This window comes from Enterobacter sp. fkY84-1, assembly GCF_052974705.1.
Genome location: NZ_CP169393.1, coordinates 244928 through 262863 on the forward strand (window position 1 = coordinate 244928; position 17936 = coordinate 262863).

14 protein-coding genes are annotated in these 17936 nt (G+C 56.3%); 8 read left to right on the forward strand and 6 right to left on the reverse strand.

Going from position 1 to position 17936, the window contains the following annotated elements; all coding sequences use genetic code 11:
- Positions 1-150 precede the first annotated feature (150 nt).
- Both metH and ACEPLT_RS01125 read left to right on the forward strand, forming a co-directional pair.
- Positions 151-3834 (forward strand): methionine synthase, encoded by a 3684-nt coding sequence (gene metH, locus ACEPLT_RS01120; protein WP_232929229.1) that lies wholly within the window; start codon positions 151-153, stop codon positions 3832-3834.
- Positions 3835-4051: 217 nt separating this feature from the next.
- The gene (locus ACEPLT_RS01125) at positions 4052-5683 is read left to right on the forward strand and encodes a Na/Pi cotransporter family protein (protein WP_008503411.1); all 1632 of its coding nucleotides are present in this window, start codon (positions 4052-4054) and stop codon (positions 5681-5683) included.
- On the opposite strand, the gene ACEPLT_RS01130 is transcribed toward ACEPLT_RS01125, so the two are convergent.
- Positions 5680-5967, reverse strand: coding sequence for an addiction module antidote protein (locus ACEPLT_RS01130; protein ID WP_021242718.1), 288 nt, complete (start codon positions 5965-5967; stop codon positions 5680-5682). The genes ACEPLT_RS01125 and ACEPLT_RS01130 overlap by 4 nt on opposite strands.
- Positions 5968-5973: 6 nt before the next feature.
- Entirely contained in the window at positions 5974-6276 is a 303-nt protein-coding gene (locus ACEPLT_RS01135; protein ID WP_023293553.1) for a type II toxin-antitoxin system RelE/ParE family toxin, read from the reverse strand.
- Positions 6277-6473: 197 nt separating this feature from the next.
- On the opposite strand from ACEPLT_RS01135, the gene rluF reads away from it, so the two are divergent.
- Positions 6474-7346 carry a 23S rRNA pseudouridine(2604) synthase RluF gene (gene rluF / locus ACEPLT_RS01140; RefSeq protein WP_008503414.1) on the forward strand — a complete coding sequence of 291 codons (873 nt, stop codon included), beginning with the start codon at positions 6474-6476 and terminating at the stop codon, positions 7344-7346.
- Here rluF and ACEPLT_RS01145 read toward each other — a convergent pair whose 3' ends face one another.
- From ACEPLT_RS01145 to rtcR, 3 genes are all read right to left on the reverse strand, one after another.
- Positions 7347-7619, reverse strand: a complete 273-nt coding sequence (locus tag ACEPLT_RS01145) for a DUF3811 domain-containing protein (protein ID WP_014830263.1) — start codon at positions 7617-7619, stop codon at positions 7347-7349.
- A gap of 50 nt (positions 7620-7669) precedes the next feature.
- Positions 7670-8614 (reverse strand): ketopantoate/pantoate/pantothenate transporter PanS, encoded by a 945-nt coding sequence (panS, locus tag ACEPLT_RS01150; protein ID WP_232929231.1) that lies wholly within the window; start codon positions 8612-8614, stop codon positions 7670-7672.
- 105 nt (positions 8615-8719) lie between these two features.
- Complete coding sequence (rtcR, locus tag ACEPLT_RS01155; RefSeq protein ID WP_039024657.1) at positions 8720-10294, reverse strand: RNA repair transcriptional activator RtcR; 1575 nt, start codon at positions 10292-10294, stop codon at positions 8720-8722.
- A 441-nt stretch (positions 10295-10735) separates the two neighbouring features.
- On the opposite strand from rtcR, the gene ACEPLT_RS01160 reads away from it, so the two are divergent.
- Genes ACEPLT_RS01160 through ACEPLT_RS01170 form a run of 3 tightly spaced genes read left to right on the forward strand, consistent with a single transcriptional unit; the run spans position 10736 to position 13887 of the window.
- On the forward strand, positions 10736-11863 hold the full coding sequence (locus ACEPLT_RS01160; RefSeq protein ID WP_023618733.1) for a slipin family protein: 1128 nt from the start codon (positions 10736-10738) through the stop codon (positions 11861-11863).
- A gap of 4 nt (positions 11864-11867) precedes the next feature.
- Complete coding sequence (locus ACEPLT_RS01165) at positions 11868-13094, forward strand: RtcB family protein (protein WP_063616518.1); 1227 nt, start codon at positions 11868-11870, stop codon at positions 13092-13094.
- Between the two features lie 4 nt (positions 13095-13098).
- Complete coding sequence (locus ACEPLT_RS01170; RefSeq protein ID WP_095443188.1) at positions 13099-13887, forward strand: nucleotidyltransferase domain-containing protein; 789 nt, start codon at positions 13099-13101, stop codon at positions 13885-13887.
- Between the two features lie 41 nt (positions 13888-13928).
- On the opposite strand, the gene lysC is transcribed toward ACEPLT_RS01170, so the two are convergent.
- Positions 13929-15278 (reverse strand): lysine-sensitive aspartokinase 3, encoded by a 1350-nt coding sequence (lysC, locus tag ACEPLT_RS01175; RefSeq protein WP_008503421.1) that lies wholly within the window; start codon positions 15276-15278, stop codon positions 13929-13931.
- 374 nt (positions 15279-15652) lie between these two features.
- On the opposite strand from lysC, the gene pgi reads away from it, so the two are divergent.
- Together pgi and yjbE are read left to right on the forward strand one after the other, a co-directional pair.
- Entirely contained in the window at positions 15653-17302 is a 1650-nt protein-coding gene (gene pgi, locus ACEPLT_RS01180) for a glucose-6-phosphate isomerase (protein WP_008503422.1), read from the forward strand.
- A 367-nt stretch (positions 17303-17669) separates the two neighbouring features.
- Positions 17670-17912 (forward strand): exopolysaccharide production protein YjbE, encoded by a 243-nt coding sequence (gene yjbE / locus ACEPLT_RS01185; RefSeq protein ID WP_008503423.1) that lies wholly within the window; start codon positions 17670-17672, stop codon positions 17910-17912.
- Positions 17913-17936: the final 24 nt, after the last annotated feature.

The following is a 17936-nucleotide window of genomic DNA, read 5'->3' on the forward strand; positions in this document are numbered from 1 at the left end:
TTTGGTGAATTTGCAACCGTTATCCTGACTGATCGGAGGAGTGATAGTGAACATGTCTCATGTTACCGCTGAGCGACTTTTCCACCCTGCGAGATTGTGCCAGTATGGAACGCAGCCTTTTGGCCTTGTTGAGCGTTGTCGGGAGCAAGTGTGAGCAGCAAAGTAGAGCAACTGCGTGCGCAGTTAAATGAACGAATTCTGGTGCTGGACGGCGGCATGGGCACCATGATCCAGGGCTATCGTCTGAGCGAAGGCGATTTCCGCGGCGAACGCTTCGCTGACTGGCCCTGTGACCTGAAAGGGAACAACGACCTGCTGGTGCTCAGCAAGCCGTCCGTGATCAAGGATATCCACAACGCCTACTTCGAAGCGGGCGCGGATATCGTTGAAACCAACACCTTTAACTCGACAACCATCGCCATGGCGGATTACCAGATGGAATCCCTGTCGGCGGAGATCAACTTTGAAGCCGCAAAGCTTGCGCGCGCCTGCGCCGACGAGTGGACGGCCCGCACGCCGGACAAGCCGCGCTACGTTGCCGGGGTGCTTGGCCCAACCAACCGCACCGCGTCGATTTCACCGGACGTCAACGACCCGGCGTTTCGTAATATCACCTTTGACCAGCTGGTTGTTGCCTACCGTGAATCGACCAGAGCGCTGGTGGAAGGCGGTTCCGATCTGATCCTGATTGAAACGGTATTCGACACCCTCAACGCCAAGGCCGCGATTTACGCGGTGAAAGAGGAGTTCGAGGCGCTGGGCGTTGACCTGCCGATCATGATTTCCGGCACCATCACCGATGCCTCCGGCCGTACCCTGTCCGGCCAGACCACCGAAGCGTTTTATAACTCCCTGCGCCACGCCGACGCGCTCTCCTTCGGCCTGAACTGCGCGCTGGGCCCGGACGAGCTGCGCCAGTACGTGCAGGAGCTGTCGCGCATTGCGGAATGCTACGTTACCGCGCACCCGAACGCCGGTCTGCCGAACGCCTTCGGTGAATACGATCTGGATGCCGACACCATGGCGGCGCAAATCCGCGAGTGGGCCGAGTCTGGATTTCTCAACATCGTCGGCGGCTGCTGCGGCACCACGCCGGAGCACATCGCCGCCATGAGCAACGCCGTGGCCGGACTGCCGCCACGCAGGCTGCCCGAACTGCCGGTTGCCTGTCGCCTCTCCGGCCTTGAGCCGTTAACCATCGGCGAAGACAGCCTGTTTGTGAACGTGGGTGAGCGTACAAACGTCACCGGCTCCGCGAAGTTCAAGCGTCTGATCAAAGAAGAGAAGTACAGCGAAGCGCTGGACGTTGCCCGCCAGCAGGTGGAAAGCGGCGCGCAGATTATCGATATCAACATGGATGAGGGGATGCTCGACGCCGAGGCGGCGATGGTGCGTTTCCTCAACCTGATTGCCGGTGAGCCGGACATCGCCCGCGTGCCGATCATGATCGACTCCTCCAAATGGGAGGTGATCGAGAAGGGGCTGAAGTGCATTCAGGGTAAAGGCATCGTCAACTCTATCTCGATGAAAGAGGGCGTGGATGTTTTCATCCACCACGCGAAGCAGGTCCGCCGCTACGGAGCCGCTGTGGTGGTGATGGCTTTTGATGAAGTGGGCCAGGCCGACACCCGCGCGCGTAAAATTGAGATTTGCCGCCGCGCGTACAAAATACTGACCGAAGAGGTAGGCTTCCCGCCGGAAGACATCATCTTTGACCCGAACATCTTCGCCGTGGCGACCGGCATCGAAGAGCACAACAACTACGCCCAGGACTTTATCGGCGCGTGCGAGGACATCAAGCGCGAGCTGCCGCATGCCCTCATCTCCGGCGGCGTATCGAACGTCTCGTTCTCGTTCCGCGGCAACGACCCGGTGCGTGAAGCGATCCACGCCGTGTTCCTCTACTACGCCATCCGCAACGGGATGGACATGGGGATCGTCAACGCCGGCCAGCTGGCGATTTATGACGACCTGCCTGCGGAGCTACGCGACGCGGTAGAAGACGTGATCCTCAACCGCCGCGACGACGCCACGGAGCGGCTGCTTGACCTGGCAGAAAAATACCGCGGCAGCAAGTCGGATGACGCAGCCAACGTTCAGCAGGCCGAGTGGCGCGCCTGGGACGTGAAAAAACGTCTGGAATATTCGCTGGTAAAAGGCATCACCGAGTTTATCGAGCAGGACACCGAAGAGGCGCGCCAGCAGGCAGCCCGCCCGATTGAGGTCATTGAAGGCCCGCTGATGGACGGCATGAACGTGGTCGGCGATCTGTTCGGCGAGGGCAAAATGTTCCTGCCGCAGGTGGTGAAATCCGCCCGCGTGATGAAGCAGGCCGTGGCGTACCTTGAGCCGTTTATCGAGGCCAGCAAAGAGAAAGGCTCCAGCAACGGCAAAATGGTCATCGCCACCGTGAAGGGCGACGTGCACGACATCGGCAAGAACATCGTCGGCGTGGTGCTGCAGTGCAATAACTACGAGATTATCGACCTTGGCGTGATGGTCCCGGCGGATAAAATCCTCAAGACCGCGCGCGAAGTGAATGCCGACCTGATTGGCCTCTCCGGGCTGATCACCCCGTCGCTGGACGAGATGGTTAACGTGGCGAAGGAGATGGAGCGTCAGGGCTTCACCATTCCGCTGCTGATTGGCGGCGCGACCACCTCCAAGGCGCACACGGCGGTGAAAATCGAGCAGAACTACAGCGGGCCGACGGTCTACGTGCAGAACGCCTCGCGCACGGTGGGCGTGGTCTCCGCGCTGCTCTCTGACACCCAGCGCGACGAGTTTGTTGAGCGCACCCGCAAAGAGTACGAAACCGTTCGCATCCAGCACGGGCGCAAGAAACCGCGCACCCCGCCAGTTTCACTCCAGGCGGCGCGCGATAACGATCTGGCGTTTGACTGGTCGAGCTATACGCCGCCGGTCGCGCATCGCCTGGGCGTTCAGGAGGTTAGTGCCAGCATCGAAACGCTGCGCAACTACATCGACTGGACGCCGTTCTTTATGACCTGGTCGCTCGCGGGCAAATATCCGCGCATTCTGGAAGATGAGGTGGTGGGCGAGGAGGCGAAACGCCTGTTTAACGATGCCAACGACATGCTCGACAGGCTAAGCGCGGAGAAAACCCTCAACCCACGCGGCGTGGTGGGGCTGTTCCCGGCCAACCGCGTGGGTGACGACATCGAAATTTACCGCGATGAAACCCGCACTCACGTGCTGGCAGTCAGCCGCCATCTGCGCCAGCAAACCGAGAAAGTGGGCTTTGCCAACTACTGCCTGGCCGATTTTGTCGCGCCGAAGCTGAGCGGTAAAGCCGACTATATTGGCGCCTTTGCGGTAACCGGCGGTCTGGAAGAAGATGCGCTGGCGGACGCGTTCGAAGCGCAGCACGATGATTACAATAAAATCATGGTGAAAGCGATCGCCGACCGCCTGGCGGAAGCCTTCGCCGAGTACCTGCACGAGCGCGTGCGTAAGGTGCACTGGGGCTACGCGGCGAACGAAAACCTCAGCAACGAGGAGCTGATCCGCGAAAACTACCAGGGGATTCGTCCGGCGCCGGGCTACCCGGCCTGTCCGGAACACACCGAAAAGGGCACGATCTGGCAACTGCTGGACGTCGAAGCCCATACCGGGATGAAGCTCACCGAGTCGTACGCCATGTGGCCGGGCGCGTCCGTCTCCGGCTGGTACTTCAGCCACCCGGACAGCAAGTACTTTGCCGTGGCGCAGCTTCAGCGCGATCAGATTGAAGATTACGCCCTGCGCAAAAGCATGAGCGTGTCAGAAGTAGAGCGCTGGCTGGCACCGAACTTAGGCTACGACGCAGACTAACGTCACTTTTCCTTACAACAAACAGGGCACCTCATGGGTGCCTTGTCTCTTTCTTACGCTTAACCCCTTATACTGAAATAAGGTTCTATCCCTGGCACCCGGTGGCGGTGCGCTTACCGGGCCTGTGCGTAGGTCAGATAAGGCGTCGCCGTCATCCGACATGGCAACGCGCAGGGAACCTCAGGAAAACCGATAAAGATAAGGAGGAAAACCATCCGTGCTGACCCTGTTACATCTGCTCTCTGCAGTCGCACTGCTCGTATGGGGCACCCATATCGTCCGTACCGGCGTGATGCGCGTATTTGGCGCCCGTTTACGTACCGTTCTCAGCAGCAGCGTTGAGAAGAAGCCGCTCGCCTTCTGCGCAGGCATTGGCGTAACGGCACTCGTTCAGAGCAGCAACGCCACAACCCTGCTTGTCACCTCTTTTGTGGCGCAGGATCTGGTGGCGCTGGCCCCGGCGCTGGTCATTGTGCTGGGGGCTGATGTGGGTACCGCGCTGATGGCGCGTATCCTGACCTTCGATCTCTCCTGGCTGTCGCCGCTGCTGATTTTTGTCGGCGTCATCTTCTTCCTCGGCCGCAAACAGACGCGCGCCGGGCAGCTTGGTCGCGTGGGGATTGGCCTGGGGCTGATTCTGCTGGCGCTGGAGCTGATTGTGCAGGCGGTCACCCCGATTACCGAGGCCAACGGCGTGCAGGTCATCTTCGCCTCCCTGACCGGTGACATCATGCTCGACGCGCTGATTGGCGCGGTGTTTGCCATCGTCAGCTACTCCAGCCTGGCCGCCGTGCTGCTGACGGCCACGCTCACCGCCGCCGGGGCGATCTCCTTCCCGGTCGCGCTGTGTCTGGTGATCGGTGCCAACCTCGGCTCTGGCCTGCTGGCGATGCTCAATAACAGCGCCGCCAACGCCGCCGCCCGCCGCGTGGCGCTCGGTAGCCTGCTGTTTAAGCTGGTGGGCAGCCTGATTATTCTGCCCTTTATCCATCCGCTGGCGAACCTGATGGATAACCTCCCGCTGCCGAAGGCGGAGCTGGTGATCTACTTCCACGTGTTCTATAACCTGGTGCGCTGCCTGGCGATGGTCCCTTTTGCCGGGTCGATGGCTCGCTTCTGCGAGCGACTCATTCAGGACGAACCGGAGCTGGACGCCCGCCTGAAGCCAAAGCATCTGGATACCTCCGCGCTGGACACCCCGGCGCTGGCGCTGGCGAATGCCGCGCGCGAGACGCTGCGCATGGGCGACGCCATGGAAACCATGCTCGAAGGGCTGCAAAAGGTGATGCACGGCGAGCCGCGAGAGGAGAAAGAGCTGCGCAGACTGGCGGACGATATCAACGTGCTCTATACCGCCATTAAGCTTTACCTGGCCCGCATGCCGCAGGACGAGCTGGCGGAGGAGGAGTCCCGCCGCTGGGCGGAAATCATTGAGATGTCGCTCAACCTTGAGCAGGCCTCCGATATTGTTGAGCGCATGGGCAGCGAGATAGCCGATAAGTCGCTGGCCGCCCGCCGGGCGTTCTCCGTTGAAGGCTTAAAAGAGCTTGAAGCGCTGCACGAACAGCTGGTCAGCAACCTCAAGCTGGCGATGCTGGTCTTCTTCTCCAGCGACGTGCCGAGCGCGCGCCGCCTGCGCCGCAACAAGCATCGCTTCCGCATTCTTAACCGCCGCTACTCGCACGCCCACGTTGAGCGCCTGCATCAGCAGAACGTGCAGAGTATCGAGACCAGCTCACTCCACCTGGGGCTGCTGGGTGATATGAAGCGCCTCAACTCGTTGTTCTGTGCGGTGGCCTACAGCGTGATGGAACAGCCGGATGAAGATGACCAGCGGGATGAGTATTAATCCCCGGCGTGTTTGAGTGTTAGCCCAAAACCCAATGCTTTCATGACCGCGAGCGTGGTTTTGAGCGTTGGGTTTCCTTTATCACTGAATGACCGATAAAGCTGCTCACGTGATAAACCGGTTTGCTGTGAAATGTTCGACATGCCTTTGGCTCGCGCGACAACACCAAGGGCTTTAGCGATATATGTCGAGTCGCCTGTTTCTAGTGCATCAGCGATAAACACGGCGATTTCCTCGTCATCCACCAACGCGTTGGCGGGATCGTAAGGTGTTAATTTATGCATGCTCATTCACTCCTGCCATTGGGATACATTGCTCAGCATTTTTGCCATCAGTATGTCTCTGGCCTGGCTGCTTTTGTCACCACCACATAACAGCACGATGATGTAATTGCCCTGGTCTTTAAAATAGATCCTGTAGCCCGGACCAAAGTGGATCCTTAGCTCACTTATACCTTCTCCCACGGGTTTAACGTCGCCCGCTAAGCCATTTGCCAACCGAAAGAGGCGGGAAGCGATAATGGTCTTCGCTCGTCGATCTTTTAAGTTTTGCTCCCAGCGTCGGAAGGATTCTGTCTGAACAATCTCCTTCATATTACTCCCTGTGATTTACAAACTACAAACACTTCTCCATGGAGAGTAAAACTAAAAGGCTTGAACACATGGGTAAATGACAGGATGCAAAATCCTGAAAGCGTCTCGCAAACTAAAAAACCCGTCTCAGTTACCGTCGGCTAATCTTTTTTTCCAGTCCATACCTAAGGTATATTTCGCCCTTCACAGGAGAAACTATGCTGCCAACTCAATCAACCCGATTAAACAAATACATTAGCGAGAGCGGGATCTGCTCACGTCGCGAGGCGGACCGTTACATTGAACAAGGTAATGTGTTCCTCAACGGCAAGCGCGCCACGATTGGTGACCAGGTCATGCCTGGCGACGTGGTTAAAGTGAATGGTCAGCTCATCGAACCGCGTGATGCCGAAGACCTGGTGTTTATCGCGTTGAACAAACCGGTTGGAATTGTCAGCACCACGGAAGACGGTGAGCGGGACAACATCGTTGATTTCGTGAACCACAGCAGCCGTATCTTCCCGATTGGCCGTCTGGATAAAGACTCTCAGGGGCTGATTTTCCTCACCAACCACGGCGATCTGGTCAACAAGATCCTGCGTGCCGGTAACGATCACGAAAAAGAGTACATTGTGACGGTGAATAAGCCGGTCACGGACGACTTTATTCGCGGCATGGGCGCCGGTGTGCCGATCCTCGGTACCGTCACGAAAAAGTGTAAGGTGAAGAAAGAAGCGCCGTTCGCGTTCCGCATTACCCTGGTGCAGGGCTTAAACCGCCAGATCCGCCGCATGTGCGAGTACTTCGGTTATGAAGTGACGAAGCTGGAGCGCACGCGCATCATGAACGTCAGCCTGTCCGGCATTCCGCTGGGCGAATGGCGCGACTTGACGGATGACGAACTGATCGAGCTGTTCAAGCTTATCGAGAACTCCTCGTCCGAAGCGAAGCCGAAGGCCAAAGCCAAACCGAAAACCCAGGCGATTAAACGTCCGGTCGTGAAGGCGCCGCAGGCGGAAGAGAAAGGACGCGGCAAACCGGGTAACGGGAAGCGATTTACCCAGCCTGGCCGTAAAAAGAAAGGGCGCTAGCTAGCGCCTTCCACGAGTAGAGGTATTGGCCGACCAGGAAAAGGTCGTTTCAGTATCCGGCTTATAAGCCTGCTGCTTTTTCAGCTTGCGGGCTTTTTTCGCCTCGGCGTCACGCTGCGCCATCAGTTTGTCGATGTACTCTTTTTTCACCTGATTGGTTTCGGCGTTGGTCAGCGTACGGCCATGCGCGATGCGGGCGCGGTCGAGAAGCGTTTTCAGTTCGCGCTGCTCGGCTTCCGTCATGTCTTTCTGGGTCAAACGTGGTGTCGCCATTGCTGAAGCCTCCTGAGAGAGAGGCTTCAGTGTAAAGCAAGCTGAGTCAATTAACCCTGTTTCACCGCATCTTTTTTCGTTTGTTCCTCAATCGGTTTGCCGGACCAGTAGCCCGCCAGCAGCGAGCCGGAGAGGTTGTGCCAGACAGAGAACAGCGCACCCGGCAGGGCCGCCAGCGGCGAGAAGTAGATTTTGCCGAGCGCCGCCGCCAGGCCGGAGTTCTGCATCCCTACCTCGATTGCCAGCGTGCGGCAGGTCGATTCGTCAAAGCCAAACAGTTTCCCGCCCCAGTAGCCGCCCAGCAGGCCAATGGTGTTATGCAGCACCACCGCAACGATCACCACAAAGCCTACGGAAGCTATGTGCGAGGCGGAACCCGCCACCACGGCGCTGATGATCGCCAGAATACAGACCATCGAAAACGCGGGCAGGTACGGCTCAACGGCCTTCACCACGCGCGGGAACAGGTGGTGAATGACCAGCCCCAGCGCAATCGGGATTACTACAATCTGCAGAATGCTCAGCAGCATCCCCATCACGTCCACCTGAATATGCGCATCCACGTACAGGCGGGTTAACAGCGGCGTGGCAATCACGCCAACCAGCGTGGAGACGGACGAGATAGTGACGGAGAGCGCCACGTCGCATTTCGCCAGATAGATCATGACGTTGGATGCCGTGCCGCTGGCGACGCTGCCCACCAGCACCATCCCGGCGGAGAGGTCGGGCGGCATCTTAAAGACCATCGCCAGCAGCCACGCCGCGAGCGGCATCACCAGGTAGTGCAGGAATATTCCTGCCGCGACGGGCGCAGGGCGAGACAGCACGCGCTTAAAATCGTCTACTTTCAGATGCACACCCATACCGAACATGATCAGCATCAGCAGCGTGGCGACCCACGGACCAATACCGGTGAACGTGGTGGGCGTGTAATACGCGAGTACGGAGAGCAGCAGCGCCCATAACGGGAACAGCCGCGTAATAGCGGATAACATAATGATTTCCTTGCGATGAATGTTGCGTGTGTTTGTTATAAAAAGCCGGGATCGAGCCCGGCTATAGTTATTGTTTATCGCGTAAGGAAGTAATATTCAAATGAATTATGACCGGATGCTTTCCCAGCTCAGACTAAATCGAGCCAGATATTTGCGCAGTCGGTCGGCGTCGTTAGGATTGGCTTTTTTGAGCCGTGAAACGGCAAACAGCTCACGTCCGGCTTCAGACAACGATGCGCTGCGGCGACATACCTCCAGCACCGTTTCAAGTTGCCGCTGGTCAAAGAGGTCAATCTCCATGTCAGTTGCAGGCTGCGTCACGTCAGTTTGCCAGTCGGTCTGAAGACGTGAGATCTCCTCCAGCACCAGATCCTGAGTAATACGCCCTCGTTCCGCCAGCGTCGCCATGCGTGCGACGCTGGCGCTCAGTTCGCGAAAGTTGCCCCGCCACAGCGCTCTGCTGGAACAGGCAAAGGCCAGATAGCCTTCGCGTGCCTCTTTATCGAAGCGGATTTGCGTCTGGCTTTCGCGAGAGAAACGTTGAAGTTCGTAGTCAACATTCGGCGTGATGTCTTCTTTCCGTTGGGCAAGGCCGGGTAAGGCAAAGCTCCACATATTAATACGGGCATAGAGATCTTCACGAAAACGTCCTTCTGCCACCCACTGGCGCATATCACGGTGGGTTCCGGCGATAAGTTGAAAATCGCTGTGAACTTCTTTATCGGAGCCAAACGGGAAAAAAGTTTTCTCTTCAATGGCTTTGAGCAGCATCGCCTGTTCATCCAGGCCTAGTTCGGCAATCTCGTCGAGGAAAAGGACGCCGCCATCGGCTTCACGCAGCAGGCCGCTGCGCGCCGACAGTGCGCCGGTAAAGGCTCCTTTCACATGGCCGAACAGCGTGGACATGGCGTTATCACCGCGCAGGGTCGCGCAGTTGACGGAAACCAGTTTGCCGGAAACCTGATGGCGTGACTGCTTAAGCTGATAAATGCGGTTCGCGAGGAACGACTTGCCCGCGCCGGTGGGGCCGGTCAGCAGGATCGGGGCTGTAGAACGTAGCGCCACGCGTTCAATCTTGTCGATCAGACTGTTAAAGGTGGCGTTTCGCGTCTCAATGCCCGCTTTCAGAAATGAGATTGACTGCTGCTGCTCGCGCTGAAAACGGTTGGTAAGGGTCGTGTAGCGGCTTAAATCCAGGTCGATAATTGAGTAAGTTCCGGCTGCAGTCTCCTCAGCAGAGGCTTCTTTTCTGGCAGGGCCAGTCTGCAAAAGGCTGGCGGGAAGATAGCGGGCTTCCGTCAGCAGGAACCAACAGATCTGCGCCACATGCGTGCCGGTGGTGATGTGGACGAAATACTCTTCGCGATCGGTATCAAAAGTGTACTGGGTGGCGAAATCGAGAAACGCGGCATAAACCTCTTCGAAATCCCACGGGTCTTCAATGATTACCGTGCTGGGACGCACCTCGGTGTGGGGGGAAACCAGCACAATATCTTCCGCCAGTTGCTGAGCCATGCCGAGATCTCGCGGTTGATGTAGCAGCTCCAGCCTGTCGACCGGGAAATCCGGCTGTTGGCACAGCCCGACGGTCGGTCGCCATTTGCGAAAGCGATTAGCCCGCTTTCCCCGTTTATCCATCACGGTGCCAAGCACCCCGATCACCACCTTCCGCTTCTTCATGTTTATCCAGAAAGATAATTGTCGATATATCAGGATAAGAAATGTTGAGCCGAACGGCAATGCATGAAAAGCGTGATAAATAAAAAGTATTAATTATCAATAAAATAAAAAAATAAAACGGCGATTTTTGTTTTTGGCACGCTTCTGGCAATACAGATAACGTCACGACGTTGAGCACACTGGGGGTTAAGGCCCCGTCGGCGCACCAGGAACGGCAAGGCTGTTTTCCGGGGGCGTTCCGTCAACCCATGACAGACAGAAGGGTTCGATTCCCGATTCATTCTCCCAATGAAAACTGGTTGTAAACATCAAAGTAAAAACGGGGATTGCGCAGTCAGCAATCCCAATGAAGGTCGCCGGTAATGGCGCCGGATCGCAGGCGAAAAGGCATTCCCCTGTGATTTCGTGCCTGCACCCGCGCCTGACTTTAAGGAATATAAAATGGCTAAGAAAATCACGATAAAAAAAGGTCAGTTAGGACTGGTAGCAAAAGCTGGCGATTATTACCGGGTACTGGAGGCGGGTGAACACCGTCTGGGTTGGTTCAATACTGACGACGTGCTGGTGGTGAGCCAGGATGGCAGCGAGGTGCCGGGTGCGCTGGCGGATTATCTGCGCCGCTTTCAGCCTGACTGGGTGGTACGTTACTGCCTGGCGGTAGACCTTACTGCGGATGAAATCGGGGTGTTATCGAACAACGGCGTATTGCAGGAAATTGTGCCGCCTTCGACTCGTCGTCTGTACTGGCAGCAGGATGCGGCGTTGACCCTGCAAAGAATCGATACCCGCGACGTGCGGGTGCCGGTGGACGTGATGAATGCTGCTCTGCAACCGCGTCGCAATGGCGCGCTAAAGGGGCGCGACGCGATGCTGGTGGTACAGGTACCTGCCTGGCACGTCGGGGTGGTGAAAATCGACGGAGAAATTCAGGCACTGTTACCGCCGGGACTGACGGCCTACTGGAAAATTAACCATCTGGTTGAGGCAGAGGTCGTGGATACGCGCCTTCAGGTGGTGGAAGTGAGCGGGCAGGAGATCCTGACGAAGGACAAAGTTAACCTGCGCCTGAACCTGGCGGCTAACTGGCGTTACAGCGACGTGCTGCAGGCCTGCGGGCAGCTTACGAAACCGCTGGAACATTTGTACCGCGAACTCCAGTTCGCACTGCGTGAGGCGGTCGGCACCCGCACGCTCGATGAGTTACTGGAAGATAAGCAGATCATTGATGAGGTGGTCAGCAAACAGGTGCAAGGCCGCCTGTCATCCTTTGGAATGGAAATTGCGTCGCTTGGGGTAAAAGATATTGTTTTACCTGGTGATATGAAAACGATTTTATCCCGTCTGGTAGAGGCCGAAAAATCGGCCCAGGCGAATGTTATTCGCCGACGTGAAGAAACGGCGGCGACACGATCGCTGTTAAACACCGCAAAGGTGATGGAAAACAACCCGGTGGCGCTGCGTTTAAAAGAGCTGGAAACCCTGGAAAGGGTCGCGGAGCGTATCGACAAAATTTCAGTATTTGGTGGCCTGGACCAGGTATTACACGGCCTTGTTAACCTGAAAGGATAACGCAATGCAACAGAATGATTTTGAATTACTGACGGCGCCATACGGCGCCCCGATCAAAATGTGGACTCACGGTGTGCCCGTGGAACCAGAGGCACAGGCGCAGTTACTGATTACCGCAAAGATGCCGTTTATTTTCAAACACCTTGCGGTGATGCCCGACGTTCACCTCGGTAAAGGCTCAACCATCGGCAGCGTGATCCCGACCAAAGGGGCAATTATTCCTGCGGCGGTTGGCGTAGATATTGGCTGCGGGATGATTGCCGTTCGCACGTCGCTGGTGGCCGGTGATTTGCCGGATAATCTCAGCGGTTTACGTAGCGCCATTGAACAGGCAGTACCGCATGGGAGAACTAATACCCGTTCTCGACGGGATAAAGGCGCGTGGGAAACGCCACCGAAAGAAGTGGACGATCGCTGGTGGGTGCTGGCCCCACGTTTTAAACAACTCACGGATAAATACCCGCAGTTGCTGAAAACCAACAACTACCAGCATCTGGGCACGCTGGGTACCGGAAACCACTTTATTGAAATTTGCCTCGATGAGCAGCAGCGCGTCTGGGTGATGTTGCACAGCGGCTCGCGCGGCGTAGGAAACGCCATCGGTAATGTGTTTATCGCCCTGGCACAGCAGGATATGCAGCATCACCTGGGACATCTGCCGGATAAAAATCTGGCCTATTTTCAGGAGGGGAGTCGTCACTATGAGGACTACATCGAGGCGGTGGAGTGGGCGCAGGATTTTGCCCGCCACAATCGGGAAGTGATGATGTCGCGCGTGCTGGCGGCGCTCTCTCGCGAAGTGACAAAGCCCTTTATTACGCAGCAGGAGGCGGTTAACTGCCATCACAACTATGTGCAGAAAGAGCATCACTTTGGGGAAGAGGTACTGATCACGCGCAAAGGTGCGGTGTCGGCGCAGAAAGGGCAGATGGGGATTATTCCGGGCTCAATGGGCGCAAAGAGCTTCATCGTGCGTGGCCTCGGCAACGAGCAAAGCTTCTGTTCCTGCAGCCACGGCGCCGGGCGAGTGATGAGCCGAACGGCGGCAAAAAAACGCTATACCCTTAGCGACCATATTCAGGCGACCTCTCACGTAGAGTGTCGCAAAGACAATGAGGTGATCGATGAAACGCCGATGGCCTATAAAGACATTGATGCCGTGATGGCCGCGCAATCGTCGCTGGTGGAGATCGTTCACACCCTGCGTCAGGTAGTGTGTGTAAAAGGATAAAAAAATGAGCAACAACGATGTTGATAGCGCGATGCGCGCACGTGTCTGCGCGCAACTTCGCGATATAGAGCAGCGCTATAACGTGCGCGTGCTCTACGCCTGTGAATCGGGCAGCCGGGGATGGGGATTTGCCTCACCGGATAGCGATTATGATGTGCGGTTTTTGTACGTTCACCGCCCAGAATGGTATCTGCGCGTCGAATCCCAGCGGGATGTGATCGAGCTGCCGATAGATGATGAACTGGACGTTTGTGGCTGGGAATGGCGCAAGGCACTGGGCCTGCTGAAGGGGGCAAACCCGACGCTTATCGAGTGGCTGGATTCCCCTGTTGTTTATCAGGAGGATGAGACGGTAGTGGCCGAGTTGCGCGCGCTAATACCTGCGTGGTTTTCGCCATTGCGCGCCCGCTGGCATTACTACTCGATGGCCCGAAAAAACTTCCGTGGATATTTACAGGGGGAAACGGTTCGGCTGAAAAAGTACTTTTATGTTCTGCGACCTTTGCTGGCGGCGCGGTGGGTAGAAGCGGGGAAAGGCGTTCCACCGATGCGTTTTGCCGAACTGCTTGCCGGGAGCGAACTGTGTGCGCCGTTACGTGCGGAAATCGATGCATTGCTGGAAATAAAACAGCGCGCAGGTGAAGCGGAATATGGTCCTAAACGGCCCTTACTCCACGCTTTTTTGCAAAGTGAGCTGGTGAGAGGAGAAGTGCCGCCTGTACTACCCGACAGCAGAGAAGGAAATTTAAAAGATCTGGATTCGCTGCTGATGAGAACAGTAATGAAAAGCTAAAGAATGGCCCGGTAGTGAAAACGCCCGGGCCATTCTTGCGCTTATTCAAACAAATTCTGATGAAGTTTCTGCACCACCTGCTCGGCCTGATCGGCTGGCACCAGGAAGCAGAGGTTATAGCTGGACGCACCGTAGCAAATCATGCGGATGTTGAACGGGTCGAGCACGCCAAACACCTCTTTGCCCACGCCGCAGGCGCGCGACAGCTTGTTGCCGATGATAGCAACCAGCGCCAGGTCTTCTTCGACTTCCACGCGGCACAGCTCGGACAGCTCAATCAGCAGCGACTGCGTCAGCAGAGTATCACCGGTTGATGTGGAGCCGGTGGTGTCCAGCGTCAGCGCAATGCTCACTTCAGAGGTGGTGATCAGATCCACGGAGATATTGTGGCGCGCCAGAATGCCAAACACTTCCGCCAGGAAACCGCGGGAGTGCAGCATATTGTGGCTGTGGAGCGTCACCAGCGTCTGGCGACGGCGCAGGGCCAGGGCGCGGAACAGCGGCGGGTTTTCCGTTTTCTTGCAGACCAGCGTGCCGCCCGCTTTTGGATCTTTACTGGAGCCGACGAAGACCGGAATATCGCTGCGCACAGCAGGCAGCAGCGTGGCCGGGTGCAGCACTTTCGCGCCGAAGGTGGCCATTTCCGCCGCTTCTTCAAACGCGATCACATCAATACGTTTCGCCGCGGAAACAACGCGCGGGTCGGTGGTGTAAATGCCCGGAACGTCAGTCCAGATATCGACGCGCGTAGCATGCAGGGCCTCGCCCAGCAGCGCGGCGGTATAGTCGCTGCCGCCACGGCCAAGCGTGGTGGTGCGGCCTTTTGCTTCGCTACCGATAAAGCCCTGAGTGATCACGATGCCGTCTGCCAGGCGCGGGGCCAGCTGCTGATTGGTCAGCTCGGCCAGCGCTTCAACGTCCGGCTCGGCGCGGCCAAAGCGGTCGCTGGTACGCATGATTTTGCGTACGTCAAACCACTGCGCCTGAACGTTACGCTCGCGCATGATTTCAACAAACAGCAGGGTGGACATCAGCTCACCGTGGCTGACCAGCTCATCGGTCAGGGCGGTGGAGGTGGCCAGCGAGGCGGCTTCTGCCAGCGTGGTGATGTTTTCCAGCAGGCGTTCCACTTCCTCGCGGATGACGTTCGGGTTCTGCAGACGCTCAAGGATGTCGAACTGAATTTTGCGCAGTGCATCCAGCTTCACGAAACGTTCTGTCGCTTCCAGTCCTTCAGACAGAGAAACCAGCAGGTTCGTCACGCCGGCGGATGCAGACAGCACCACCAGGCGGGTATTCGGATCGGCCAGCACCACATCGGCGCTGCGGTTCATGGCATCGTAATCGGCCACACTGGTGCCGCCAAACTTGGCGACCACAAAACTCGTCATAACAACCTCGTGTCAGGGAATGAATAAGCGACCATGGCACAAGAATGAAACGAAAACAGGTGCAGGCGCAAAATACGGCCCTATAAATAAAATGTGGGGGAGGTCCTGTCAATGCTGGGATTATGCGGATTTTTTATGGGGGGGTACCCCTGAGAAACAGGACTTATAACAGGGCCAGATTTTATGCTTCGTTTTAGGGCATTTTGACCGACATTTCTCCGCTCCAGGAGGGCGCTTCAGCAGCTATACTTTTCGGGTCTTTTCACCTGTGTTTGATGCAGGCCAGGGCAATGGCATAAAAACCATCACAATTTTTATTTGCAGGCGCTACAATCGACCGCAGTCACAATTCTCAAATCAGAAGAGTATTGCTAATGAAAAACATCAACCCAACGCAGACCGCTGCCTGGCAGGCACTCCAGAAACATTTTGATGAAATGAAAGACGTCACCATCGCGGACCTGTTCGCGAAAGATGCCGATCGTTTCAGCAAGTTCTCCGCGACCTTCGACGACCTGATGCTGGTGGATTTCTCTAAAAACCGCATTACCGAAGAGACGCTGGCAAAACTGCAGGATCTGGCGAAAGAGACCGAGCTGGCGGACGCCATCAAATCCATGTTCTCCGGTGAGAAGATCAACCGCACCGAAGACCGTGCCGTGCTGCACGTAGCCCTGCGTAACCGTAGCAATACCCCAATCATCGTTGACGGCAAAGACGTCATGCCGGAAGTGAACGCGGTGCTGGAAAAGATGAAAACCTTCTCCGAAGCGATCATCTCCGGAAGCTGGAAAGGCTACACCGGCAAAGCGATCACCGACGTGGTTAACATCGGTATCGGCGGCTCTGACCTCGGCCCGTTCATGGTGACCGAAGCGCTGCGCCCGTACAAAAACCACCTCAATATGCACTTTGTGTCTAACGTCGATGGTACCCACATCGCCGAAGTGCTGAAAAACGTGAACCCGGAAACCACCCTGTTCCTGGTTGCGTCTAAAACCTTTACCACCCAGGAAACCATGACCAACGCCCACAGCGCGCGCGACTGGTTCCTGAAAACCGCGGGCGACAACAAGCACGTGGCGAAACACTTCGCTGCGCTGTCCACCAACGGTAAAGCCGTCAGCGAGTTCGGTATCGACACCGCGAACATGTTCGAATTCTGGGACTGGGTCGGTGGCCGCTACTCTCTGTGGTCTGCAATCGGTCTGTCTATCATCCTGTCCGTGGGCTTCGACAACTTCGTTGAGCTGCTCTCCGGCGCGCATGCGATGGACAAACACTTCTCCACCACCGCACCAGAGAAAAACCTGCCGGTGCTGCTGGCGCTGATCGGTATCTGGTACAACAACTTCTTTGGCGCTGAAACCGAAGCGATCCTGCCGTATGACCAGTACATGCACCGCTTTGCTGCTTACTTCCAGCAGGGCAACATGGAATCCAACGGTAAATACGTGGACCGTAACGGCAACGCGGTGGATTACCAGACTGGCCCAATCATCTGGGGCGAGCCGGGCACTAACGGTCAGCACGCGTTCTATCAGCTGATTCACCAGGGCACCAAAATGGTACCGTGCGATTTCATCGCCCCGGCTATCACCCATAACCCGCTGTCCGACCACCATCCGAAGCTGCTGTCCAACTTCTTCGCCCAGACCGAAGCGCTGGCGTTCGGTAAATCCCGCGAGGTGGTTGAGCAGGAATACCGCGACCAGGGTAAAGATCCGGCAACGCTGGAGCACGTGGTGCCGTTCAAAGTGTTCGAAGGTAACCGTCCAACCAACTCCATCCTGCTGCGCGAAATCACGCCGTTCAGCCTTGGCGCGCTGATTGCTCTGTACGAGCACAAAATCTTCACGCAGGGCGCGATCCTGAACATCTTCACCTTTGACCAGTGGGGCGTTGAGCTGGGTAAACAGCTGGCAAACCGTATTCTGCCAGAGCTGGGTGACGATAACGCGATTACCAGCCATGACAGCTCGACCAATGGGTTGATCAACCGTTATAAAGCATGGCGTGCGTAATTAAAACGCCATGAAAACGTGCCGGCTTAATGCCGGCATTTTTTTATAAGATAATTCCTGATGTCTGTTAGTTAACGCAAATTCTGGTTCTGAGTTTAATCTGAAAAAGACGTTTAACCCGTTAATTGCTGCGGTTTATTTTAAGAAAATACGCAGAAGGAACTTAATACATCAATATTATAAGTTATTGTTTTATATTCATTTAATATTTTTTCTCTTTGTCTTTCATTTCGATTTTATCCATTAGTCTGAAAACCCACCCTCTATTTCCCCTTACGGCAAACCCACGGCATGAGTTGTGTATACTCGATTCCGCCTGAAATTCTTTTCGGGCAAATCTCCATTCATTCATTGAAGGGAAATTGTTATGAAGAAAGTACTGTATGGCATTTTTGCCATATCTGCGCTTGCGGCGACATCTGTTTATGCAGCTCCGGTTCAGGTCGGGGAAGCGGCAGGGTCGGCTGCGACGTCTGCGTCTGCGGGAAGTTCTACCGCAGCCAGCGCCAGCACCGTAAGTTCAGCCGTGGGTGTCGCGCTGGCGGCAACCGGTGGCGGTGATGGCTCCAACACCGGAACCACGACCACCACGACAACCAGCACCCAGTAATAGCGGGTGTTTTAATCATAACCA